At 68.9% G+C, this 23,386-nt stretch carries 23 protein-coding genes; 13 read left to right on the top strand and 10 right to left on the bottom strand.

The features are described from left to right. Positions 1–68 precede the first annotated feature (68 nt). Genes JOD64_RS03705 through JOD64_RS03695 form a run of 3 tightly spaced genes read left to right on the top strand, consistent with a single transcriptional unit; the run spans position 69 to position 2,959 of the window. Positions 69–1,601 (top strand): MDR family MFS transporter, encoded by a 1,533-nt coding sequence (locus JOD64_RS03705; protein ID WP_204940916.1) that lies wholly within the window; start codon positions 69–71, stop codon positions 1,599–1,601. Beyond that, positions 1,594–2,181, top strand: coding sequence for an NADPH-dependent FMN reductase (locus tag JOD64_RS03700; RefSeq protein WP_204940915.1), 588 nt, complete (start codon positions 1,594–1,596; stop codon positions 2,179–2,181). The genes JOD64_RS03705 and JOD64_RS03700 overlap by 8 nt, the downstream gene beginning before the upstream one ends. A 28-nt stretch (positions 2,182–2,209) precedes the next feature. After that, positions 2,210–2,959 carry an SDR family oxidoreductase gene (locus JOD64_RS03695; RefSeq protein WP_204940914.1) on the top strand — a complete coding sequence of 250 codons (750 nt, stop codon included), beginning with the start codon at positions 2,210–2,212 and terminating at the stop codon, positions 2,957–2,959. 662 nt (positions 2,960–3,621) lie between these two features. On the opposite strand, the gene JOD64_RS03690 is transcribed toward JOD64_RS03695, so the two are convergent. The 7 genes from JOD64_RS03690 to JOD64_RS03660 form a co-directional block, all read right to left on the bottom strand. After that, positions 3,622–4,875 (bottom strand): iron-containing alcohol dehydrogenase, encoded by a 1,254-nt coding sequence (locus tag JOD64_RS03690; RefSeq protein ID WP_204940913.1) that lies wholly within the window; start codon positions 4,873–4,875, stop codon positions 3,622–3,624. Between the two features lie 129 nt (positions 4,876–5,004). Further along, on the bottom strand, positions 5,005–6,465 hold the full coding sequence (locus tag JOD64_RS03685) for an NAD-dependent succinate-semialdehyde dehydrogenase (protein ID WP_204940912.1): 1,461 nt from the start codon (positions 6,463–6,465) through the stop codon (positions 5,005–5,007). A gap of 276 nt (positions 6,466–6,741) precedes the next feature. Next, positions 6,742–7,818, bottom strand: coding sequence for an ABC transporter ATP-binding protein (locus tag JOD64_RS03680; protein WP_204940911.1), 1,077 nt, complete (start codon positions 7,816–7,818; stop codon positions 6,742–6,744). Further along, positions 7,818–8,885 (bottom strand): ABC transporter ATP-binding protein, encoded by a 1,068-nt coding sequence (locus JOD64_RS03675; RefSeq protein ID WP_204940910.1) that lies wholly within the window; start codon positions 8,883–8,885, stop codon positions 7,818–7,820. Before JOD64_RS03675 ends, JOD64_RS03680 begins: the two co-directional genes overlap by 1 nt. Continuing rightward, a complete protein-coding gene (locus JOD64_RS03670) occupies positions 8,885–9,796 on the bottom strand; it encodes a carbohydrate ABC transporter permease (protein WP_204940909.1) in 912 nt (303 codons plus the stop codon). Before JOD64_RS03670 ends, JOD64_RS03675 begins: the two co-directional genes overlap by 1 nt. Further along, positions 9,796–10,662, bottom strand: a complete 867-nt coding sequence (locus JOD64_RS03665) for a carbohydrate ABC transporter permease (protein WP_239559385.1) — start codon at positions 10,660–10,662, stop codon at positions 9,796–9,798. Before JOD64_RS03665 ends, JOD64_RS03670 begins: the two co-directional genes overlap by 1 nt. A gap of 80 nt (positions 10,663–10,742) precedes the next feature. Continuing rightward, positions 10,743–12,128 (bottom strand): extracellular solute-binding protein, encoded by a 1,386-nt coding sequence (locus JOD64_RS03660; protein ID WP_307813213.1) that lies wholly within the window; start codon positions 12,126–12,128, stop codon positions 10,743–10,745. Positions 12,129–12,567: 439 nt separating this feature from the next. Here JOD64_RS03660 and JOD64_RS03655 point away from each other — a divergent pair, with 439 nt between their 5' ends. The 3 genes from JOD64_RS03655 to JOD64_RS03645 all read left to right on the top strand — a co-directional run bounded on the left by JOD64_RS03655 (position 12,568) and on the right by JOD64_RS03645 (position 14,828). Then, entirely contained in the window at positions 12,568–13,311 is a 744-nt protein-coding gene (locus JOD64_RS03655) for a GntR family transcriptional regulator (protein WP_239559384.1), read from the top strand. A gap of 88 nt (positions 13,312–13,399) precedes the next feature. Further along, positions 13,400–13,969 carry a DJ-1/PfpI family protein gene (locus JOD64_RS03650; protein WP_204940905.1) on the top strand — a complete coding sequence of 190 codons (570 nt, stop codon included), beginning with the start codon at positions 13,400–13,402 and terminating at the stop codon, positions 13,967–13,969. A 19-nt stretch (positions 13,970–13,988) separates the two neighbouring features. After that, positions 13,989–14,828 (top strand): alpha/beta fold hydrolase, encoded by an 840-nt coding sequence (locus JOD64_RS03645; protein WP_204940904.1) that lies wholly within the window; start codon positions 13,989–13,991, stop codon positions 14,826–14,828. Here JOD64_RS03645 and JOD64_RS03640 read toward each other — a convergent pair. Beyond that, positions 14,813–15,331 (bottom strand): EamA family transporter, encoded by a 519-nt coding sequence (locus tag JOD64_RS03640; protein ID WP_239559932.1) that lies wholly within the window; start codon positions 15,329–15,331, stop codon positions 14,813–14,815. The two genes, JOD64_RS03645 and JOD64_RS03640, sit on opposite strands and share 16 nt — an antisense overlap. A gap of 144 nt (positions 15,332–15,475) precedes the next feature. Here JOD64_RS03640 and JOD64_RS03635 point away from each other — a divergent pair, with 144 nt between their 5' ends. The 7 genes from JOD64_RS03635 to JOD64_RS03605 all read left to right on the top strand — a co-directional run bounded on the left by JOD64_RS03635 (position 15,476) and on the right by JOD64_RS03605 (position 22,112). Next, on the top strand, positions 15,476–16,807 hold the full coding sequence (locus JOD64_RS03635; protein WP_239559383.1) for a low temperature requirement protein A: 1,332 nt from the start codon (positions 15,476–15,478) through the stop codon (positions 16,805–16,807). 223 nt (positions 16,808–17,030) lie between these two features. Next, positions 17,031–17,585 (top strand): RNA polymerase sigma factor, encoded by a 555-nt coding sequence (locus JOD64_RS03630; RefSeq protein WP_204940902.1) that lies wholly within the window; start codon positions 17,031–17,033, stop codon positions 17,583–17,585. Beyond that, the gene (locus JOD64_RS03625) at positions 17,582–18,319 is read left to right on the top strand and encodes a hypothetical protein (protein ID WP_204940901.1); all 738 of its coding nucleotides are present in this window, start codon (positions 17,582–17,584) and stop codon (positions 18,317–18,319) included. Before JOD64_RS03630 ends, JOD64_RS03625 begins: the two co-directional genes overlap by 4 nt. Continuing rightward, positions 18,316–19,062 (top strand): ATP-binding cassette domain-containing protein, encoded by a 747-nt coding sequence (locus tag JOD64_RS03620; protein ID WP_204940900.1) that lies wholly within the window; start codon positions 18,316–18,318, stop codon positions 19,060–19,062. The genes JOD64_RS03625 and JOD64_RS03620 overlap by 4 nt, the downstream gene beginning before the upstream one ends. A 14-nt stretch (positions 19,063–19,076) precedes the next feature. Then, on the top strand, positions 19,077–20,513 hold the full coding sequence (locus JOD64_RS03615) for a hypothetical protein (protein WP_204940899.1): 1,437 nt from the start codon (positions 19,077–19,079) through the stop codon (positions 20,511–20,513). Further along, on the top strand, positions 20,510–21,187 hold the full coding sequence (locus tag JOD64_RS03610) for a hypothetical protein (RefSeq protein WP_204940898.1): 678 nt from the start codon (positions 20,510–20,512) through the stop codon (positions 21,185–21,187). The genes JOD64_RS03615 and JOD64_RS03610 overlap by 4 nt, the downstream gene beginning before the upstream one ends. Before the next feature lie 163 nt (positions 21,188–21,350). After that, complete coding sequence (locus tag JOD64_RS03605; protein WP_239559381.1) at positions 21,351–22,112, top strand: ABC transporter permease; 762 nt, start codon at positions 21,351–21,353, stop codon at positions 22,110–22,112. Positions 22,113–22,222: 110 nt separating this feature from the next. Here the strand turns inward: JOD64_RS03605 and JOD64_RS03600 are convergent, their stop codons facing one another. Continuing rightward, positions 22,223–22,666: a MerR family transcriptional regulator gene (locus JOD64_RS03600; RefSeq protein WP_204940897.1), complete on the bottom strand. Its 444-nt coding sequence runs from the start codon at positions 22,664–22,666 to the stop codon at positions 22,223–22,225. Next, positions 22,663–22,992, bottom strand: a complete 330-nt coding sequence (locus JOD64_RS03595; protein ID WP_204940896.1) for a hypothetical protein — start codon at positions 22,990–22,992, stop codon at positions 22,663–22,665. Before JOD64_RS03595 ends, JOD64_RS03600 begins: the two co-directional genes overlap by 4 nt. Between the last annotated feature and the right edge of the window lie 394 nt (positions 22,993–23,386).

Genomic DNA, 23,386 nt, shown 5'->3' with positions numbered 1-23,386 from the left:
CTTGCGTACATCGTACTCGAATGGCTAGCTTCATTTTGGGTACGACGTACGCGATTGGAGTGAGGACCGTGAGCCGACGTCTTTACATGGGTGTGATCGGGGTGATCCTCGGCATGATCATGGCTCCGCTTGACGGGATGATGCTGGGGCCCGCGCTGCCGGTCATCGTCGGTGACCTGGGCGGGGCGCAGGACTTCTCCTGGGTGATGACCGCCTACCTGGTCCCGATGGCCGCGGCGACGCCGATCTGGGGCAAGCTCGGGGACCTGTTCGGGCGTAGGCCGGCCTACCTATCGGCGATCGCGGTGTTCCTGCTCGGTTCGGCGCTGGCCGGGGTGTCCCAGGAAATGTGGCAGCTCATCGCCTTCCGGGTGGTCCAGGGCCTGGGCGGCGGCGGCCTCATGGTCGGTGCCCTGGCGCTCATCGCCGAGCTCGTTCCGCCCCGGCAGAGTGCCCGGCTGATGGGCCTGTTCGGCGTGATCATGCCGGTTGCCCTCATCGCCGGGCCGCTGCTCGGCGGCGTGTTTACCGAGCAGCTGAGCTGGCGGTGGGCCTTTTACATCAACCTGCCGGTTGGCGCCGTCGCCGCGCTGCTCATCGTGACAACGATACGGCTGGAAGCACGGCGGATCAGCGCCCGCATCGACACCATGGGGGCACTCCTGCTGACCGTCGTCCTCGTGGCGCTGAGCCTGCTGGCGAGCTGGGTCGGCACCCGGTACACCTGGACCTCGGCACCGATCCTCGGGCTGGCCGCGACCGCGCTGCTGGCGCTGGCGACCTTCGTGCGGGTGGAGCAGCAGGCCGTCGAACCCATCGTGCCGCTACGGCTGTTCGCCGACCGAAGCTTCACCCTGGCCCAGATCCTGCGCCTGACGGCAGGCGCCGCGATGATGGTCTTCGCCGCCTTCCTGCCGCTGTATATGCAGTTGGCGAAGGGTGCCTCACCGACTGCCAGTGGCCTGCTGATCCTACCCGCGATGCTCGGCATGGTGGCGGTGTCGGTCGCCAGCGGACAGATCATCTCCCGCACCGGCCGGTACCGCGGCCTGGCGATCCTCGGTGGCGCGGTGCTGACCGTCGGCATGCTGACGCTGTTCGTCCTCGAGCCTGACACCAACCTGGCCCTCGCCTCGGCGCTCACCCTGCTCGGCGGAGCTGGGGTGGGTTTCATCATGCAGAGCACCACGATCATCACCATCAACAGCGCGCCGCCCCGCGACATGGGCGCGGCCAGCGGCTCGGTCACGCTCTGGCACACCATGGGTGCCTCGTTGGGCGCCGCCATGCTCGGTGCCCTCTATACCAGCCGGTTGGCAACCACCATCGAGGACCGCCTCGGCGGCGAGCCGGCCGGCCGGATCCTCGCCGACGGCGAGCTGACCGTCGATGCCGTGCATCGGCTGCCCGACATGGCGCAGGACGCGATCCGTGCCGGCGTCACCGATGGCGTGCACGGCATGGCCGCCGCCGGCTTGGCCCTCGGCACCATCGCCTTCGTCCTGGCCTGGTTCATCCGCGAGACCGCCCTGCGCGGCGGCACCACCCCCCAGTCCACCCGTTCCGAGCCCATTCCCACCCTTGAGGAGCACCATGTCTGAGCACCGCCTGCAACTCGCCGTCATCATTGGCAGCGTCCGCGACGGACGCTTCGGCCCGACCGTCGCCAACTGGTTCGTTGGTGAGGCCGAAGGCCGCGACGACGTCAGGGTCGATCTGGTCGACCTGGCCGACGTGCCGATCGGCTCGGCCGCCCCGACCATGTCGCCGCCAGCGCACACGCTGGAGGCGCTCAGCGGCCTGACGCCACGGCTGGACGCCGCCGACGCCTTCGTCGTGGTCACCCCGGAGTACAACCACAGCTACCCGGCTGCGTTGAAGAGCGTCATCGACTGGCACAACGTGCAGTTCCACGCCAAGCCGGTCGCGTTCGTGTCCTACGGCGGGCTCTCCGGCGGCCTGCGGGCCGTGGAACACCTGCGCGTCGTCTTCGCCGAACTGCACGCCGTCACCACCCGCGACACGGTCAGCTTCCACAGCGCCTGGGAGCAGTTCGACGGCGACGGCCGGCCCAGGGATCCGCACGGCCCCGCCACTGCGGCCAAGACCCTGCTCGACCAGGTCACCTGGTGGGCGCGGGTACTCAAGGACGCCAAGACCACCACCCCGTACCAGGTCTGACCAGAACCGCACGAGGGGCGTACCAGACATGACCACACTTACCGGAAAGACGGCCCTGGTGACCGGCGGCAGCCGAGGCATCGGCCGGGCGATCGCGACCCGGCTGGGTCGCGACGGCGCCCGCGTCGCGGTGCACTACGGCAGCAACGAGGCGGCGGCCACGCAGACCGTCGCGGCGATCGAGGCGGCCGGCGGGAACGCCTTCACCGTTCATGCCGAGTTCGGTGTGGACGGCGACGCCGAGACGCTGTGGGCCAACTTCGACGCCAACGCCGACAGCCTCGACATCCTGGTGAACAACGCCGGGATCCTGGGCGACCAGGCGGAGATCCAGGACGTGGGCCGGGCAACGTTCGCCCGCCTCATCGCGGTCAACACCACCGCGCCGTTCTTCGTCACCCAGCACGGCCTGCGCCGGCTGCGCGACGGCGGTCGGATCATCAACATCTCCACGATGCTGACCCACGGCTCATCGATGTCGCGATCGATTTCCTACGCCATGTCAAAAAGCGCCATGGACGTGCTGACCGCGACACTGGGCAAGCAGCTGGGGCTGCGGGGCATCACGGTCAACACCGTGGCTCCCGGCGTCATCGACACCGACATGCACCAGGGAAGACTCGTCGGCGAGGCGTTGACCTGGCTGGCATCGCTGTCGCCGATGGGTCGGATCGGCACCCCGGAGGACGTCGCCGACACGGTTGCCTTCCTCGCCTCGAACGACAGCCGCTGGATAACCGGCCAGTGGATCGACGTTACCGGCGGCGCCCTGCTGTAGGCGACGCACCGACGCAGACCCGGCTCCGGGACGCCAGGCCCTGTCGGACTGGCTGCGAAGTCGAAGGAGCCCGCTTCCATCTGCCGCCGAGCGCGCGCTACCGGCGGTAACGCCCAGCTGGAGACAGGCACAGCTCGATCAGACCTGATCTGCCGCGGTCCGGGCGATTGCAGCTGAAGTGTTAGGCCCCGGTTGAGCCGTTTCGGGAGCCCGCTCACGATGAGCGGGCTCCCCGGAGCCTGGCCCGGCTCGAACGGTGCTGCCATCCCTGGGTCAGTGACGTGCGGTACCGGCGCCGCACGTTGGGCAGGCTGGCCTCCGAGGTTAATGCGTCCGCCGGTCGGCGGCCGCAGCCTAGTCACGAGCCGGGGATCGGGGGAGCAGGTGGGGAGCAACAGGGTGCCCTGAACGGCCTTGAACTGCGTCCAACGGCATCGAACGGGGCCCAACTGCACCCACCCCCGCCTGCGGCTCGATGTTGCCGCAGGTGAGAGTCGGTGCAGCATCCTGCCGTGCCAGTGGCAGCTTCGGATCGGTACGAGCGGCTCTCACCGATAAGTCCGCCGCCACACTGTCGGGCAGTTGCCGAGGAGGGCTGCGACGTCGGACGCGATGGCGTAGCCGACCATTCCGACACCCCGGTTGGCGTAGGGAACTCGTCGTCATGTGAAAGGCCGGTCACTGCCTCTGCTCGGAGTCAGGAGGTGTCGGGTCCGGTCCCCGGTCCAGGCCGCTTCGAGGATCGCGGTCAGGCTGGCGGTGTCGGTCGGGCCTGGATGGTTCTGGATTAAGCGGGTGACGCCACTGGCCATCTCCGCGAAGCGCGGGAGGTCCGCGCGTGCCACGCCGATGTCCGCCAAGGTGGGAGGGATGCCGATGTCGGCAAGGAGCCCGTCGAGCCAGGTGAGGAATGTATCTGCGGCCTCGGCCTCCGAGGCGTCGGTCACGTCGAGCCCGCACACCCCGGCGAGGATGGCCAACCGGTCGCCGATGGCATCCCTGGCCGCGTCCAGTGCGTAGGGCAGTAGCAGCCCGACGCCCAGGCCGTGCGGCGTGTGCGTGGCTGCGCCGATGGGGTACTGGAGAGCGTGCGGGGCCGCGTTGCCCGCGTGGGAAAATGCCAGCCCGGCGAGCATGGACCCATAGGACATGTCCGCGCGCGCGTCCGTGTCGCCTCCGTCCCTGACCGCACGACGCAAGCTACGGGCGATCCGCTCCGCGGCACGGAGTGCGTAGTGGTCGGTGATCGGGTTGCGGCCGAGGAACACCTGCTCCACCGGGTCGCGTGGTCCGTGGGCCCGGGGTCGCGCGGTGTAGCTCTCCACCGCGTGACAAAACGCGTCGATGCCGGAGTGGGCGGTGACGGTCGCAGGGCAGGTGTAGGTGAGTTCGGGGTCGACGATGGCGAAGTCGGGCACGATGTGGACGCTGGAGACCCCCACCTTCAGCTCGCGGTCCGGGTCGGTCAACACCGAGACGGGTGTGAGCTCGGAGCCGGTGCCTGACGTCGTCGGGACCGCGACGAGAGGCATCGTCGGCCCCGGCACCTTCGACTCGCCGTAGAAGTCGCGTGGCGTCCCACCGTGGCGTCGGATGACGCCGACGATTTTGGCGAGGTCGATCACCGTGCCACCCCCGATTGCGAGGATCACGTCGGCGTCCACCTCGGCGGCGACCGAGACGGCCAGGGCGACATCGGCGAGTGGCACGTCTGGAGTCGCGTCGGCAAACACCTCGACGACCTTGACCTTCTCCCGTACGGCGGCCACGATCTCGGCCACGCCCGGCTGCCCCAGAAGAACCTGGTCGGTCACGATGAGGACTCGCGAGCCACTCTCGGCCACCACTCGTGGGATGTTCTGCGCGACCCCTTCGCCCACTATCAGCTGGCGTGGTCCGCGGACGGTCTCAAGCATGTCAGTGCCTCTCCGGAACGTCGGCGGCGATGTGCTGGCCCGGGTCCCTGTCCGCCGGGTGGAGGCCGGTCAGGTCGTGTGTGCGCAGGGCCCGGTGATTTTCGGCGGGCGGCCGGAGCAGCAGGCCCGTCACGGTAGGTCGATCGCCGCGTAGGTGAGGTCGAGGTACTCGAGGATGCCCTCGTGCGACCCCTCCTTGCCGATTCCGGACTGCTTCACGCCTCCGAACGGAGCTGACGGGTCCGATATCAGACCACGGTTGATGCCGAGCATCCCCGTTTCCAGCCCTTCGGTGAACCGGAGTGCCCGCTGGAGGTCACGGGTGAAGATGTATCCGACCAGGCCGTGCTCGGTGTCGTTGGCCTTCGCCATCACCTCGTCGTCGGACGTGAACGAGATGATCGGCGCCACCGGGCCGAAGATCTCCGTTTCCAGCATCCGCGCATCGTCGGGCACGTCGACGAGGACCGTAGGCGGGTAGAAGTGGCCCGGCCCATCCGGACGCTCGCCGCCCACCAAGACCCGGGCGCCGCGATCGACCGCGTCGGCGACAAGTTCTTCGATGTTGGTGACCGAGGCCTCGTCGATCAACGCCCCGACGTCCACGCCGTCGTCGAGACCATGGCCCACCGAAAGCGCGCCCATCCGCTCGGCGAAGCGCGCCGTGAACTCCTCGCGCACCGGCTCCTCGACGTAGATCCGGTTGGCCGCGATGCAGGACTCCCCGATGTTGCGCATCTTGGCCACCATGGCACCGTCGAGCGCGACGTCCAGGTCAGCGTCCGCACACACGATCAGGGCCGCGTTGCCGCCCAGTTCCATGGACGTACGCAGCACGTTGTCCGCGGCCTGTCGGAGCAGCACGCGCCCGACCTCGGTGGACCCGGTGAACGAGAGCTTGCGGGTCCGCCTGTCGGCCAGCAGTGCCGAGACGACCGTGCCGGAACGCTTGGTGGTCACCACGTTGACGACGCCCGGGGGAACGCCGACCTCCTCCATGATGCGGGCCAGGAGCAGCATGGTGAGTGGCGTCTGGCCTGCTGGCTTGGTGATCGTCGTGCAGCCCGCGGCCAGCGCCGGAGCGATCTTGCGGGCGCCCATGGCCAACGGAAAGTTCCAGGGCGTCACGAAGACGCACGGTCCGACCGGCTTCGGCACGGTGAGGATGCGATATCCACCTGCGGGAGCGGTGCTGTAGCGCCCCTCGACGCGCACCGCCTCCTCGGCGAACCAACGGAAGAACTCGGCGCCGTAGGCCACCTCTGCCCGAGCTTCGGCGAGCGGCTTGCCCATCTCGAGCGTTATCAGCCGGGCGACGTCCTCGGATCGGTCGGTCAGTGCCCGGTACGTCGCGGTCAACAACTCTGACCGTTTCCGCGGCGGGGTCGCCGCCCACTCCGCCATCGCCTTGCTCGCCGCGTCCAGAGCGGCGAGCCCGTCAACGACGTCGGCGTCCGCCACCTCGGCGATGGTCTTGCCGGTGGCCGGGTCCTCGACGGCAAAGGTGGCTCCGCTTGCGGCGTCGCGCCAGGCGTCGCCGATCCGGAGCCGCCGGTGCTCGGGGGCCAGGACTGTCATCGGGTCACTCATTGCGTCGCCTCCGTGATCTTCTTGGTGCTGTCCGGCGGGGTGCCTCAGCGATCGCGCTGTGCGCATAGCCGGACGGGTCACCCGCCCTCGTCGGGGGCGAGGTTGCCGAGCGGGTCGAATGTGGCCTTGTCCCTGTCTGCAGGCGATGGCCCGTGCCACCGATCGCCTTCTCGGGCCACGGCTGTCTCAGCGTCGTCGGGCCGTGCTCACTGGTGACGGTCCGCCGAGGGCCGATTGCCGCGTGCGGGCGCATGGTGCCGTCGCCGCCCGGCGCGGTTACCGCCCGGCCTCGGACAGCGACAGCCCGGTGCCCGCGTCGAACAGGTGCGCACGGTCCAGGTCGACCGTGACAAGCAGCCGCTCGCCCGGCGTACCGGTGACGGTGGGTCGTGCCTTGACCTTGAGGATCTCCGTCCCCACTCGGACGTCGACCACCGTTCGGTCACCGAGCGGCTCGAGCCCGTAGAGCTCCCCCGACAACGACGCGTTCCCACGCTGCTCGACGGACAGGTCCTCCGCGCGCAAGCCCAGCAGCAGCGCACGACCGTCCTCAGCCGTGGTCCAGCGGGGCCGCGGCAGCGTCCAGCCTCCCGCACCGACCAGACGATCTCCCTCGGCGTGGCAGGGGAGCAGGCTGATCGGCGGGCTCCCGACGAATCCGGCGACCCACTTGTTGGCTGGACGCTCGTACACCTCGGTCGGCGTTCCGACCTGTTGCACCTTCCCCTCCTTGAGGACCGCGACCTGGTCGGCCATGGACAGGGCCTCGACCTGGTCGTTGGTGACGTAGACGAAGGTTGCGCCGAGGCTCCGGTGGATGCGGGTGAGCTCGGTGCGCATCTCGACGCGGAGCTTGAGGTCGAGGTTCGTCAGCGGCTCGTCCATGAGAAACGCGCGCGGGCGACGGACCAGCGCCCGGGCCAGGGCGACACGCTGCATCTCACCGCCCGACAACTGCGCGGGACGACGCTGCAGCAGACGTTCGATGTGCAGCAGGCTCGACATCTGCTCGACGGCAGCCGCGATCTCACTCGAAGAACGGCGGCGTGCCCGCAGCGGCGAAGCGATGTTGTCGTACACCGTGTGTCGCGGGTAGAGGGCGTAGCTCTGGAAGACCATGGCCAGGTCGCGTTCGGCCGGGGTGTCACCGGTCGCGTCCCTGCCGTCCAGATGCACCGACCCGGCGTCAAGCTTGTCCAGGCCGGCGATCGCTCGCAGGGTCGTCGTCTTGCCTGCCCCGGAGGGCCCGAGCACGACGAAGAACGAGCCGTCCGGCACGTCCAGCGTCACCCCGTCCAGGGCCTGGACTTTGCCGAAGGACTTGCACAGCCCGTGCGCTGCCACGGTTCCCATCAGGCCACCAGCTCTTCCGTGCTCACGTCGTAGACCGCCGGGGTCCCGCCGGTGTGCCGCAGCCCGACCGTTGCGTCAGCGGCGAAACGGACAGTCGGTGGCATCCGAACCCGCACGTCGCGCTGGCCGCTGTGGTCGACCACGTAGATGATTTCGTCGCCCAGCCACTCTGCCGAGACCACCCGGGCCGGGATCGAGCCTTCCGCCCCGGATTCGGTGACTTCCAGCGCCTCCGGCCGGACGCCGGCGACCAGGCTACGGTCGCGCGACAGGCCTGGCGGTGGCGTGAGGACCAGTCCGCCCTGACTGCGCAGCTTCCCGTCGGCCACCTCCACCTCGATCAGGTTCATCGGCGGGGAGCCGATGAACGCGGCGCAGAAAAGACTCGCGGGACGGTCGTAGACCTCCAGCGGCGTGCCGATCTGCTCGACGCGGCCCTTGTTGAGGATGGCGATTCGGTGACCGAGCGACATCGCCTCGACCTGGTCGTGGGTGACGTAGACCATCGTCGCCCCCAGCTCTCCCTGCAGGTGCTTGATCTCCGTGCGCATGTCCGCCCTCAGCTCCGCGTCCAGGTTGGTGAGCGGTTCGTCCATGAGGAATGCGCGCGGTCGCCGAACCAAAGCGCGAGCAAGCGCGACGCGCTGCTGCTCCCCGCCGGACAGCTGGCGCGGTCGCCGGTCCAGGAGCGGACCAAGCCGCATCAGCCGGGCGGCCTCGTCGACCCGCGCGTGCACCTCCTGCTTGGGCAGCCCCTCGGCCCGCAGTGGGAACGCCAGGTTGTCGCGGGTTCGCAGGTGCGGGTAGAGCGCGTAGAACTGGAACACCATGGCGATGTCGCGCTCGGCGGGCGGCAGGTCGTTGACCAGCGTGTCGCCGATGCGGATGTCGCCCGCAGTCTGCCTCTCCAGGCCGGCGATGGCCCGCAGCGTGGTCGTCTTGCCGCAACCCGAGGGGCCGAGCATCACGAACAGCTCGCCGTGGCCGATGGACAGGTCCACGTGGTCAACTGCGACCGTCCCGTCCGGGTAGCGCTTGTGCAGGGCGGTTACCTCGATGCCCGCCATCAGCGTCGCACCGCCCCGAGCGTCACACCGGCGATGAGGTGCTTGCGCACCAGGTACGCGAAGACGAGCACCGGTAGGGCGAACACCATGGAGGCGGCGGCCACGAGACCCCAGTCCGTGGTGGTGCCGCCGATGAGGCCGGCGATGGCGGGTGGGGCCGTCCGGACGCTGTCGCTGGAGGTGAGGAAGGTGGCGAACACGAACTCGTTCCACGAGAAGATGAGCGCGAAGACCGCCGTAGCGGCGATGCCGGGCACGAGCAGGGGAAGGGTGAATTTCCGAAACGCCTGCAATCGGGTGTAGCCGTCGAGCATGGCGGCATCCTCGTACTCCGCGGGCACCTCGTCGACGAACCCCTTCATCATCCAGATCGTGAACGGGACGTTGAACGCGGCGTAGATGAGGATCAGGCCGAGCTTGCTGTCGATGAGTCCAACTTGGCGGTACATGAGGAAGATCGGGATCACGACCACCACGGGCGGCATGAAACGGGTGGACAGGATGAAGAACAGTTGGTCCTTCTTGGCCTTCACGGCGAAGCGTGAGTAGGCCCAGGCCGCCGGGACCCCCAGCACGGTGGCCAGCACCGTGGAGACCCCGGCGACCACGACGGAGTTGAGGAACGCGACGGACAAGGCCGAGCGACCGCCGCCGGGCGCGACGAACACGTCCTTGAAGTGGTCCATGGTGACCGTGAAGCCGAAGAACTCGGCGGGGATGGCGTAGACGTCCCGGTTTTCCTTGATGGACGTCTCGATCATCCACAGCACTGGAAAGAGCATCACGACGGCCAACACGGTCAGCAGCGCGACCTCCAGCACCGAGCGGCCCCGGCCGCCAAGGCGGCGCGCGGGGGGCGTGTGATCCCGGGCCGGGCCGGTGGACACGGCGTCGTCGACGGAGACGGCCATCAGCCCTCCTTGAGCTTGTTCAGGTAGCGCAGGTAGAGCTGCGTGAGGACGATGACGACGAGGACCATGAGGATCCCGTACGCCGAGGCGGTTCCGGTGTTGAAGCCCAGGAACGCGACCTTGTAGACGTGGAACGACAATGTCTCGGTGGAGACGCCCGGTCCTCCGTTGGTGAGGATGTAGACGAGGTCGAACAGCCGGAAGGCCTCGATGGCCCTGAACAACACGGCGATGAGGAGCAGCGGCCATACCAGCGGCAGAGTGATGGTGCGGAACCGGAACCACTCCGACGCCCGGTCGATCGACGCGGCCTCGTACAGGTACTTGGGGACCGCGGTAAGGCCCGCAAGTGCGATGAGCATGATGAACGGCGTCCATTGCCAGGTGTCGACCACGATCAGGGAGACCAATGCCGTTCGCTGCCGGGTGAGCCACTCCACCTGTCCCAGGCCGACGGAGCCGAGCATGCTGTTGACCACGCCGAATTGCGCGTCGAGCATGAATCGCCAGAACAGCCCGACCACGACCGGCGACAGCATCATCGGAACCAGGAACAGGGTGGTCAGCACTCCTCGCCCGTGCGTGCGCCGTGAGATCAGGTAGGCGATGCCGAATCCGAGCACGGTCTGCAGGCCGACCGCGCCGACCACGTAGATCAACGTCGTCAGGGCCCTCGTGTGGACCTGCGCCGACGTCAGGATGGCGGTGTAGTTCCCGAACCCGATGAAATGGGCGGGCCCCCCGCGGGTGGCCGAGTAGTCGGTGAAAGACAGGTACAACGCCCACAGCAACGGGAACACCGACATGGCGAGCAACAGCAGCATCGCGGGGGAGATGAAGGTCACGGCGAGCCAGCGGTCGCTCAACCGGCGGGACCGACCCGGTGCAGGTGGCGTCTGCGACGCCACCTGCCCGGGGTGATCGGTCGTCAGAGGGACGGCGTCACTCACAGTCCGCCGCCGCCCTTGCGGCTGCTCGAGTCGAGCACGCTCTGCTGCTCCTTGGCGATGTCGTCGAGCGCATCCTTCGGCTTCTTCGCGCCGTTGAGTGCCGCGTTCACGTTGGTGTTCTCAATGTCGACGAGGCGTGCGTACTCGGGCACGTTCCACATGTCCCGCATCCGCGGAACCGAGTCGGTGTACACCTGGTTGAACGGCCCGGCGTTGAGGAACTCGGGCGACTCCAGGGCGTCCGTACGCGATGGCACGCCACCAGCGGCGGCCCACTTCTTCTGGACATCAGCGCGCTCGAACCACTTCATGAAGTTCAGGGCCTCGGCCTGGTTCGCCTTGGAGGAGTAGGCAGACACGTGCATCCCCATACCGCCGAGAGGGACCAGGTTCGTCTTCTGGCTCGGCAGGGTGGCAAAACCCAACTTGTCGAGGATCTGCTCCCGCGTGGTGCCGAGCGTCGACTGCTTCGGATCAAGCAGGCCGCCGCTCGCGGCGATCCAGTTGAACGCGATGCATGCCTTGCCCTGGGCGACCGCCGCGTTCACCTCGTCGATGAACCAGTTGCCGGAGCCCTTGGCGGTCAGCGGCTTCATCTTGTTGACCAGGACGTCCATCGCCTCCTGGCCGGCGGTGTCGTTGATGACACCCTCGATCTTGCGCGTCTTGGAGTCCCAGAGGTTGCCGCCGTAGACGCCGTTGACCGTGTTGTAGGTTACGGCCGCGGCGTCGGAGCCGTTGGCCTGGTGGAAAGCCAGACCGCTGACGCCGGGGTTGTCCGCCTGGCACTTCTCGGCGGCTGCGATCATCTGGTCCCAGGTCTGCGGCGGCTTGTCGCCGATCAGGTCCTTGCGGTAGATCATCGTCCAGGTGTCGCCGAGCAGCGGCAGTCCGTACAGGCTGGCGCTCTCGTCGCGCTTGCCGGTCTCCGCCTGGGGGAACTGGCCGTAGGCCGCCAGGAGGTACGGGTTGTAGGCCGTGACGTCGATGTTGTTCTTGACGAAGTCGGTGATGTCGAGGATGTTGCCGTTCGTCACGGCCTCGCCGATGTGTTGCGAGTCCAGGACCGCGATGTCGAAGTCGGTCTTGTGCGCGGCGAACTGGGTGAACATCGCGTCGTGCCAGTTCGCGTTCGGCACGGTGTTGACCTTGATGGTCGCGTTCGGCCGCTCCTTCTTGTACTCCGCGTTCGCGAAGGCTTCCAGTGCCTGGGCGGGGGGCCATTCGAACCAGATGAAGCTGAGGGTCAGCGGGTCCTTGGTGAGCTCCGGGATGGTCGCCGGTGCCTTGGGGGCGCTCGCCTTCGCGCCGTCGTCCTTGCCATCGCCGCAAGCCGCAACGGTCGTGGCCATCAGCAGCATGGCAGCCGTCGCCAGCTGCACCTTTCGACCGGAACCAGATGTTCGTCCTATTCGCTTTGGATACCGCATCTTCTTGCCTGCTTTCTGAGTGGGGACTTCTAGAGCCTCGCTATGTGCTTCGTCGAGCAGTTGCTGGTTTGTTCAGGCGTGTCGCCGGGCTGCTGCGGGGGCCGACCCGCGAACCGGCGTCACGAGTACGCCGCGATGTGCCTGGCCTTCATGCCGTCGAGACGTCCTTCGGTCCAGCTGCGGCCCGGTGACGAACCGAGCAGGACGTCGAGCATGCTCATGTGAGCTCCAGGTGAAGGAAGTGGAGCGCTGGCGGGCAGTTCCGCGACGGTGCAGGATGGCTAGCATCCGGCACTTTTCCTATACGATCCTGTGGGGGCGTCAGCATCCCGCAGCGTTGTGACTGATGTCAACAGGTTCCCGAAGACGCAAGAAAGGACCTCACGTCACGATGGACGACGAAGCGATGATCGCGCGGGGCCGTAGGGCCGTGACGGGCGGAATGCCGCCGGGAAGATCTGGCGGCCGGCTTGCCGACGAGGTGTACGACACGCTGCTCGGACAGCTGATGTCGCTACGGATCGAGCCCGGCTCCCGCGTCACGATCGACGTCCTGGCGCGAGAGCTGGGGGTCTCGCAGACGCCGATCCGAGACGCTCTGAACCGCATGGAGGCCGAGGGCCTGGTCGTGCGTGTGCCCCACGCCGGCTACCGCATTCCCCCCCAGATCACCCGTCACCGATTCGAGGACATGCTCGAGGTCCGCCTGCTCCTCGAGCCGGCAGCGGCGCGCAGATCCGCCGAACGCGCATCCTCGGAGCAGGTGGCCGGTCTGCGACGAATGCTGGAGGAGATGGCGGAGTTGGAGGGGGGAAACGGTCCCACGGCCTATGGCGCCTTCGGGCTGCGCGACGCCGCTTTTCACGATCTCGTCGCCCTGAGCGCGGAGAACCAGGTCATCCGTGAAACGCTCGCTCGCCTGCACAGCCACGTGCACCTCTTCCGGCTTCACCACGACACCCAGGTCACTCACCTGGCCATGGCCGAGCACGAGGACATTGTGGCCGCGATCGCCGCGCGTGACCCCGACGCCGCCGCCTACGCGATGCGTCGGCACATCCTGCGGTCCGGCGAGCGTTTCCGGCGATTGTTCGAAGAGGTCAAGGACGCGGACGGAATGGCGGTAGAGGCTTGACGGGCGGGCGGGGTCGAGGAATGCTAACGCAACCGGATCAGATCGGATTGGATCCACCTCACGCGCCCCCAGATGCGAGGAGAAGCAGGTGCCCAGAGCGCTGCTCCTGACCGGCGACGCCGCCGAGGAACTCGACACCATGTATCCCTACTATCGCGTGCAGGAGGGCGGCTGGGACGTTGACGTGTCGTCACGGACGATGCGTGACGTGCAACTGGTCATCCACGAGTTCGACCCCAACTCCGACGCCTACGTGGAGAAGGACGGCCGGAAGCTGCCGGTCGACGTCCCCTGGGCCGAGGTCGACGTCGAGCGCTATGACGCCCTCATCATTCCCGGGGGACGTGCCCCCGAGTGGATCCGGGTCGACGCCGACGTCAGGCGCATCACCGAGCACTTCTTCGCGCGCAACCTCCCCATCGCGCTGGTGTGCCACGGCGCGCAGGTACCAGCGGTGTACGGGCTGCTGAAGGGTCGAAAGACGGCGTGCTTCCCGCCCATCACCGGTGACATGGAGAACGCGGGCGCGACGGTCATCGACGCTCCCGACGTCGTGGACGGCAACCTCGTCTCCTGCCGGGGCTGGCCCGACATGCCGCAATTCGGCAGGGCGATGATGGAGGTCTTTTCGAAGGCCGTCAACCCCGCATCGGCATGAGCGCACCCGGCCTGCCCCGGTGACGGCACTTCGGACCGTCACAGTCGACGGCTCCCCCGTCCACCTCCTAGAGAGCGGCACCGGGCCCACGGTGCTGATGCTGCACGGCTCCGGACCCGGCACGACCGGGTCCGGCGCCTGGGCAGCGACAGCGCAGGCGCTGGGCACGTCCTGGCACCTGGTGGCTCCTGACCAGGCGGGGTTCGGCCGTACACCTGTCCCGGCGGGCTCCAGGGGTGGGCTTCGGCTGTGGACGGAGCAGGCCGCGGGCCTGATGGATGCCCTCGGTATCGAGTACTACGCCGTGGTGGGTCACTCCATGGGCGGTGCCGTGGCGCTGGCGCTGGCGGCCGCGCGCCCCCAGCAGGTCACCCGTGTCGTGGCGGTCTCGACGATGGGCGCCCCCGGGGCGCCGCTGTCCGCCGAGCTCGACGCGGTCTGGGCCGCCCCCGCCGGCCCGCTCGGGGCACGAGACATGCTGAGTCGCCTCGTCCTCGACCAGGCGCTCGTGACCGATTCGGCCGTCGATGCCCGTGCGGCGGCGATGCGAGCGGGGGAGGCCGCATTCGCGTCGTTGTTCCCTCCACCCAGGGCCCGATGGGTCGACGAGCTCACCCTCTCGGCGCAAACGCTGGCAGCGGTGCGCGCGCCCGTGCTGCTCGTTCACGGCGCCGAGGACCGGGTCACCCCGCTCGGGACGGCAGCCCAGCCCCTGCTCGAACACCTGCCCGATGTCCGTCTGCACGTGCTCGGCCGATGCGGGCACGTGCCGGCGATCGAGCACCCGCACGAGTTCAGGCAACTGCTGTCGTGCTTCCTCCGCCTGGATCAAGGCCGTAACGGTCAGCGGCCGGGGTGAGTCGCCGACGCGGGGATGGTCACCTGGACGTTGGCCCGGGTGCGCTGGATCAGCAGGACGCAGGCCAGCACCACCACCGCCGCCGCGATCGAGGCCGGTGTGACGGTCTCGTCGAGCAGCAGCGCTGACCAGATCAGGGTGAGTACCGGCTGAGCGAGCTGGATGAACACCGCCAGCAGCCCGGCGATGCTGGCGATCCAGAACAGCGGTGGTGGGCGCTCGTTCGACCGCAGCACCGCGAAGACGGCCGTCATGGCGGGCAGCACGGTGATGACGACCGCGCCGTGGGCGGAGGTCTGCGTGGTGAGCGCGAGCGACGTGAACAGTGGGAAGCCGACGACGACGCCGAGCGTGACGATCGAGAGCCGCCGCCACTGTCCGCGGGTGGGTCGCGCCGCACCGGTGATCTTCAGGTACGCGTACGCCAGCAGCGCCGCACCGACCGCCCGGCCGAAGACGACGAACCATGGGTCAAGATCCTGCACCGCCGGCCGACCGAACAGCCCGCACCAACGTTGGGAAGGCCCGATACAGGTGCTGACCTGCTCACGAACCCCCTCCGCGATTCGGCACGCCGTGCGTGAGGACCGCATAGCACGTCGGTCAGTCGGTCGTCGGCTTTTCGGGAGAGGGACGGTGCTGGCGCGTTGGCAGCCCTCGTCGGTCGTCAGCCTCTTCGGTCATCGTGGTGCGTCTTATCTGTGGGAGGCGCGGCGACGTGGTACGACTGCTTGAGCGACAAGCCGACGAAGCGGGCGGGCCGGGTGACGAGCAGCAGAGTGGCCAATCTGCTGCGCAGGCGGGAGAGCCCGCAGCGGCCGACGTTCCTGGAACTGTTCTTCGATCTCGTGTACGTCTTCGCGCTCACCCGGATCGTGCACGAGTTGGTCTTGGACTACACCAGGGGTCACGTCGCGGACAGGTTGACCACCTCCCTTGCGGAGAACGGCGAGACTCTGCTGCTGCTTTTGGCCCTCTGGTGGATCTGGACCCAGACGGCATGGGTGACCAGCAGATTCGATCCGTTTCAGCCACCGATCCAGTTCGTTGTCCTTGCGACGATGTACGGGAGCCTGCTCCTGGCGGTCGCGATTTCGGGGGCCCTCGCCGAGACGGGCCTGCTCTTCGCGAGCACCTATGTCGCGATTCAGGTGGGCCGAACCCTTTTCTTCGTAGGCATCGTGCGTGGTCACAATCTGCGCCGCGTCAACATGCTGGCGCTCGTCTGGTTCGTCGTGTCGGCCGTGCCGTGGCTCGCCGGAGCTCTCGCATCCGAGGTGACGCGCAATTCGCTGTGGACGGTGGCTCTGGCGATCGACTACCTGGGGGCCAGACTTGGCTGGCCGGTGCCGGGGCTGGGTCGCTCACGGGTGTCCCCGTGGGCCGTCGCGGGCGAGCACCTCGCCGAACGCTACTGGCAGCTTGTCATTGTCGCGCTCGGTGAGACGATCCTGACCTCCGGGTCGAGTCTTCTCCGCGGTCCGATCGTGGCGCAACGAACGATGGCCCTCACCTTGTCGTTCCTCACCACGGTGTTGCTGTGGCGGATCTACTTCTACCGAGCCGGCCAAATCCTGGGCGAGGCCATCGCGGCATCCACCGACCCCGGCCGGCTCGGCCGGTTGGCCGAGTTCGCACACCTGCTCATGGTGTCCGGCATCCTCGCGAGCTCAGCCGGCTCCGAACTCGTCCTCATGGATCCATCCGAAGGCGCCAAACCCGCCTGGGTCGGGGCCATCCTCGGTGGGCCTGCGCTCTACCTCGCTGGGCGCTCAGTGTTCGAGTACGTGGCCTTCGCCCGGGTGTCCCGGCCACGGTCGATCGGGATCCTCGTCCTCGCGGCCCTGGCGCCGATCATGGTCGGCCTACCACCCCTCGGGGTCGCCGCAGCAGCTGTCGCGGTCCTGCTCGGCGTCGCCGTCTCTGACATGATCCGTGCCCACGGACGTTCACTGGAGGAGGCCTCGCCGCCACGCTGACGCGTCGGGTGCCGAGTTCGGAGCCGTGGTCGGTGCCGCGGCGGGCGATGACCCCAGAGTTCGTCCGAGACGAGCCACGGCGGCTGCTCACCCCTCCTCACATCCAGGCAGAACGGTCCTCACGTCCCGAGGGCACGCCCAACGTCATTTCGTTAGGACCTCTTACAGAAAAGTTGCTGATGATCGGTGAACCGATCCGCGCTGGAGCGCAACAGTAGTGGCGATGGACAACGATGATCTGATCGCTGCGATGGCTGGCGGTGACGAGAGCGCGCTGCGGGAACTGTTCTCGCAGCACGCCCCGTGGCTGGCTGTTCGGCTGCGCGCGGTGCTGCCGCCGCCCGACGTGGAGGACGTCCTGCAGGAGACCTTTCTGGCCGCCTGGCGGGGAGCCGCGGCGTACCGACGGGAGGGTGCCGGCGGTTGGCTGTGGGGGATAGCCCGCCGCCAGGCTGCGCTGTGGCTGCGTCGACGCGGGCAACCCGCACTCCTGCTCTCTGCCCTGACCGACACCGATGACCGACGCGTCGCAGACCCTGCTGACGCGGCGCTGTCCAGGGCCGAGCTTGCCGACGCGGTGAAGGTGTTGGGGCCGGAGGGCAGCCTGCAACGCGAAACCTGGCGGCTGATGTACGTCGAGGACAAGTCCGTGGCCGAGGTGGCGGAGCTGATGGGTGTTCCTGCGGGGACGGTGAAGAGCCGCGCGTACCAGATTCGCCGGTTGATGCGCGCTGCCTTGCGGCGCCACGAGCCGGTGCGCGATGGAGGTGGGCAATGACCAGCGGTGATGGGAGGCGTCAGGTCCAGGAGCCCCAGGAACGGAGCCCCGGGCCAGCCGACGTCGATCTTGGTCGGGTCTGGGTCGGGGTGGCCGCGCAGGTGTGGCGTCGCCACCCCGGGGCGATGGAGCGGCTGGCGGGGCACCTGCTGCGCTCGCCGGGCCTGGCCCGGGCGTTGGTGACGACGCCGTCGCTGCTGCTCGGGTGGATCACCGCCACCGCGGTGGTGCTGCTCGCCGGACTGCTCGCCACGCTGAGCACCGGAACGCCGTACGTGGCCCTCCTCGCGCCCGCGGTCGCCGCCGTGGGCATCGCTTTCGCGTACGGCCCGGGGACCGACCACACGTGGGAGCTGTCGTGCAGCATGGCGGTCAGCGATCGCATGGTGCTGCTGGTCCGGGCGCTGGCGGTGTTCGGTGTGAACGCGGCGCTCGGGCTGGCTGCCTCGGCCGCCTCGGGATCCGCCACGGCGGTCACGCTCGGCTGGCTGGTCCCGATGACCGCGGTGTGCGCGCTGGCCCTGGCCGCCGCGACCGTCGCCCGGTCGGCGAACGTGGGCGTGGCTGCAGGGCTGCTCGGCTGGACGATCACCGTCCTGTCCGGGCAGGTGGCCGCCGGTCGACTCACCGCCGCGGTCACCGACACCAGGCTGTGGCCTGCCTACCTGGCGTTCGCCTCCTGCTGCGCGGCAATCGTCGTCTACTCGACCCGGATACCGAGAGGAACGTCATGAACGTCGAGATCAGCGATCTCACCCGGCGCTTCGGCCGCATGGAGGCCGTGGCCGGGGTGACGATGCGGACCGGCCCTGGTGTGTTCGGTCTGTTGGGACCAAACGGGGCGGGAAAGACATCGCTGTTACGGATGATGGCCACGGTGATCGCACCGACCTCGGGTCGGATTCGGTTGCTCGGCCGTGACCCCGGCCAGTACGGGCAGCGCCGGCAGATTCGGCGCCGGCTCGGCTACGTGCCGCAGCAGCTCGGCTACTACCCGAGGTTCACCGTCGTGGAGTTCGTCGAGTATTTCGCACTGCTCAAGGAGCTGCCGCCGGCGCGCGTGCACCACGCGGTCGCTGCAGCGGTCGAGCGCGTGGGCCTGGGCGACAAGGCGACGGCGAAACTACGCACGCTCTCCGGTGGGATGCTGCGCCGGGTGGGGATCGCGCAGGCCATCGTGAACGATCCCGAACTACTCCTGCTGGACGAGCCGACCGCCGGCCTGGATCCCGAGCAGCGGGTGGCGTTCCGGGCTTTGCTGCGCGACCTGGGGCAGCGCGCCACCGTCATGGTCAGCACGCACCTCGTCGAGGATGTCGGTGCCGCCTGCAGCCAGGTCGCCCTGATGGACCGGGGAAAGATCGTCTTCCAGGGCACGCCGGAGGAGTTGACCGCGCGCGCCGAGGGAACCGCCGCGGCCGGCGATGCTCCTCTGGAACGCGGATACAGCGCGGTGCTAGCGCAGGCGCGCTCGTGACCGCCGCTTCGGTAATGCCTGCGCTGGACGACACGGCGCGCCGTTCGCGCCTGGCGCTCACCGTGACGGGTGGGCTGCTGCGGCTGGAGATGCGCCGCAGCGTGATGCTGTGGATGCTGCCGCTGGCCGCCGCGCTGTTCTGGTTCATCACCTACCGGCCGAGCATGGGCGCCCCGACGTTGTGGAACGTCCGGGCCATGGCCATGCAGACGACCGCCCTGGCGGTCTTCGCGCCGACCGTGGTCGGCGCCGCCGCGTGGCTGGGCTGGCGGGAGCGCCGTCACGGCATGGCCGACCTGCTGATCGGTACGGCCCGGCCGCGGTGGGCGCGCCAGCTCGCCACCTGGGCCGCGACCACCTGCTGGGCGATCATCGCCTACCTGGGATGCGTGAGTGTCCTGTACGGGGTGACCGCGTGGCAGGGCGCCTGGGGCGGGCCGTTGTGGTGGCCGGCCGTGGTGGGTGTCGTGAGCATGCCGGCGTTCGCCGCGCTCGGGTTCGCAGCAGGGGTGCTCCGCCCCAGCCGGTTCACCGCCCCTCTGGTCGCGATCGGCGTGTTCCTGGCGCTGCAGATCAGTCTTCAGTTCATTCACGGTGACGACTCGTACTGGCAGATCTCACCGTTGGTGGCCGGCCCCTGGGAGATCGGGCCTGACCCGGGTGTGGCGACCTTCTACCGCTATCTGCCCGACCTTCCCATCGCGCAGGTGCTGTTCCTCGCCGGCCTGACCGCGGCGCTGTTGGGCGTTCTTGGCCTGCCCGCCGACGCCGGTGGACGGTGGCTACGTCGGTGCGCGGCGGTCGTCACCGCCGCCGGGCTGCTGACGGGCGTAACCGCGGTCGCGTTGGCCGGCACCGGCCGCCTCGACGCCCACGGCATGATCGCCATCCCGCTACTGCACGACGAGGGCAACGACCGTCCGGTGCGATACACGCCGGTCTGCAGCCACACCTCGATCCCGGTCTGTCTGCACCCCGCCCATGCCGGCTACCTGCCCGCCGTGACGGAAGCCCTCGAACCGGTGCTCACCGAGCTGGCGGGCCTGCCCGGCGCGCCGGTGCGGATCAGCCAGGCCGCCGCGAAATATGAACAGGGGCCCGACAATCGCGTCAGCATCAGTCGAGCTGGCCCTCCTACGAGCGGCACACCACCGGTGTTCCACCTGCTCCTGCCCCAGCGGACGGCCGCCAACGAACTTGTTGCCGAGCTACGCGTGGACGCCACCCACAGCATCGTGAACAGCGTCGTCGGCGGCGGCCGCAACGCGAGTCCCGCGCAGCAGGCGGTCACGGAGGCCATCCTCGGCACCTCCACCCTCGCGCCCGGTAGTCCCGCCGCCGCCGCGGCACAGCGGCTGGCCGCTGCGCCGGCCGCTGCTCGGCACGCGTGGCTCATGGAGCACATGGCGGCGCTGCGAGCGGGCCAGCTCACCCTGGAGCAGCTGCCATGACGGGGGGCGCAATCCGTCATCGCCCGCCCGCGGTAGCACCGGGCGGGGCGATGCGGGCCGCGCTGCGGCTGGCTCGCCTGCACATGGCCAGCCGCCACGTCCCCGCGGCCCTGGCGGCGGTGGCGGCCTGCGCCATCGGCCTGCGGGTCGCGCTGCAATGGCAGTGGGAGGCATACGGGGCGCTGCAGTTGCCGCTGATCTTCGAGACCGGGTGCGCCGTAGCCATCGCCGTCACCGCCACCAGTCTGCTCGGCGAGCCGGAACGCGTTACCGGACGCTGGTTGCCGTTTCTGCGGCTGGCCACCACGCTGGCGCTGACCGTCGCCGCAGTCAGTGCCCTGGCCGCCGCTGGAGCCGGTGCACACCTGGCGGGCGGCACGGTAGAGGTGCTGCGCAACCTGGTCGGGCTGGTCGGCATCGGCTTGCTGTGTGCTGCCCTGCTCGGCGGCGCGCAGGCATGGGCCGGCCCTACCAGCTACCTCATGATCGCCCTCTACGCGCTGTACACGCAGTGGCACGGGCCGGCGCTGACCACGCCGTGGCTGTGGCCTGCTCGACCCCCGCACGACCTAGGTGCCGCCCTCTGCGCCGCCTTGGTGTTCATCGCCGGAGTGGTGCTCATCGCGGTCCGGGGAGCCCGTGACACCGGTCCGGAGACCGCACGGAGCGGATAATCGAGAGAGGCGGCGGGAGGTCTGGTCCGGCGAGGCGGTCTGCGACCCTCTCCAGCTGATTGGCCCGGCTCAATGAGGCTGACCAACAGGCCGCTGACTTCCCGTCAAGACGCCGGGACCGGCGGCCCGTACCCCCTGGCCGTGCCTGGCGGAAACTGATGCCATGCCGTCGACGATGCTCGTGGTGGGTCCGAAGCTCGGTGTTGCGCTGGTCGTCCTGACCCTCGTGGCGGCGGCCGTCGTGACCCTCGGAAAACTGGGCCACGGTCGGCAGGTCATCGGCGCCGCCATCCGTGCCGCGATCCAACTGGGTGCCGTGTCGATGCTGATCGCGGTCATCGTGGTGTCGCTGTGGGCCACGGCTGCGTTTGTCGTTCTGATGTGTGCGGTGGCGACGGTCACGTCCGGCCGACGCATCACGGGCGGCGGCCGGGGGTGGTGGGCAGGTGCTCCGATCGTCGGAGGCAGCATGCTGGTGGTGGCGGGGCTGCTGATGGCGGGCCTGGTGCCGCCGCGTGGCATCGCGATCATCCCGGTCGCGGGGATCCTCATCGGCGGAGCGATGACCGCGACCTCGCTGGCGGGCCGTCGCGCAGTCGACGAGTTGACCAGCCGGCGCGGTGAGGTGGAGGCCGCCCTGGCCCTGGGCCTGCTGCCCCGAGACGCTGTGCTGCTGGTGTGCCGTCCGGCGGCGGGACAGGCGTTGATCCCGGCGCTCGACCAGACCCGGACGGTAGGCCTGGTGACCCTGCCCGGCGCGTTCGTCGGCGTGCTGCTCGGCGGAGCGAGCCCCCTCGCCGCCGGAGTGACGCAGTTGGTCGTCCTCGTCGGACTCCTCGCCGTGGAGGCCGTCGCCGTCGTCCTCACCGTCGAACTGGTGGCCCGCGGCTGCCTCCAACCGACCATGTCGCGGGCGGGCCACTGACAGCCGGCGGACCGGGGCGCGTACATGATCAAGGCGACGCCGATCTGGCAGATGCCGGCGCCGATGACGTCCCATGGGTCGGGCTGGTCGGCGGCATGCGGCGGGCGCGGTCAACGAGGGTCGGCATCGTGGGCTCCTGGAGCGATGGTGGCGAAGGGGATGGGGCAGCACGGTTGGCCGGCGCACTCGACGAGGTCGTCGCAGCCGGTGTCCACTGCGGCGCGCAGTGTGCCGGCGATGACCTGCAAATCAACGATCTTCGCCTCGACCTCGGCGAGCTTTGCTTGGGCGCGGACCTGCAGGCCGGCGTCGGGGTGGCGACCGTGGCGGTGCTGACCCGCGTCGAGCAGGTCGGCGATCTCGTCGAGGGTGAATCCGAGTCGCTGCGCCACTTTGATCACTTTCAGTACGGTGACCGTTTCGGTTGGGTAGAGGCGGTGCCCGCCCAGGGTTCGGTCTGGTTCGGCGAGCAGTCCGCGGCGTTCGTAGTAGCGCAGCGTCTGCGGGTTCACCCCGGCCGCGGCGGCGACCTGGCTGCTGCGCAACCCGCTCACGCCGTCATTCCGGCGTCGGCTCTCCGCGCGAGCGCGTCGAGGACGTCGACGTGCGCGGTCGGCACCTGCACGTCGAGGCGTAGCGTGCCGGTTTCGGCGGCGAGGGTGAACGAGAAGAAGAAGCAGCAGGAGCTTTCCCGGCCGGTCAGGTCCCGGGCGGCTGTCTCGGCGGCAGGGTCGAGACGCCACCGCAGTCGGGTGGGGGACAGGCGCTGCTGCGTTAGCAGGGCGGTGGCGAACAGGTCGTCGAATTCGGCCAGCCGCAGCGGCCGTTGCCCGCTCGGCAGGGTGCACGACTCGGGCACCCAGGTCTGGTCATCGCTCATACCGACGACGGTAAGCCTGTACCTGAGTACCGAATGCAAGCCCAACGCTCACGGTATTGCTGGCACTGATGGTGCTGGCCGTCTACCGGCCGCGCAGGATTACCCGTTACGGCGTGCGCCAGCGCGGCGTTGTCCCGGCATCCCGCTGACCTGTGATCGTCGTCCCTCGATCGCTGTTGTGGCAGACCGGCTACGAGACGACCACCACACGCCATGCGAGGCCGGCGGCGATGCCGTGCCGTGCCGTGCCGTGCCGCACCAGCGCTGCTGGTCGGCGATCAAGCGTGCCGCGATGCCGGCGCTGCTCCTTTGGGTGCGAAGCGACGAACCGCGGTCCCGGATCCTGCGCCGCTGACAAAGTGCTGGGTCACGTCGGGTGACGTGCGGAACATCG

The organism is Micromonospora luteifusca, assembly GCF_016907275.1.
Lineage (GTDB): Bacteria > Actinomycetota > Actinomycetes > Mycobacteriales > Micromonosporaceae > Micromonospora > Micromonospora luteifusca.
This window is presented reverse-complemented; position numbering and strand designations above follow the sequence as displayed.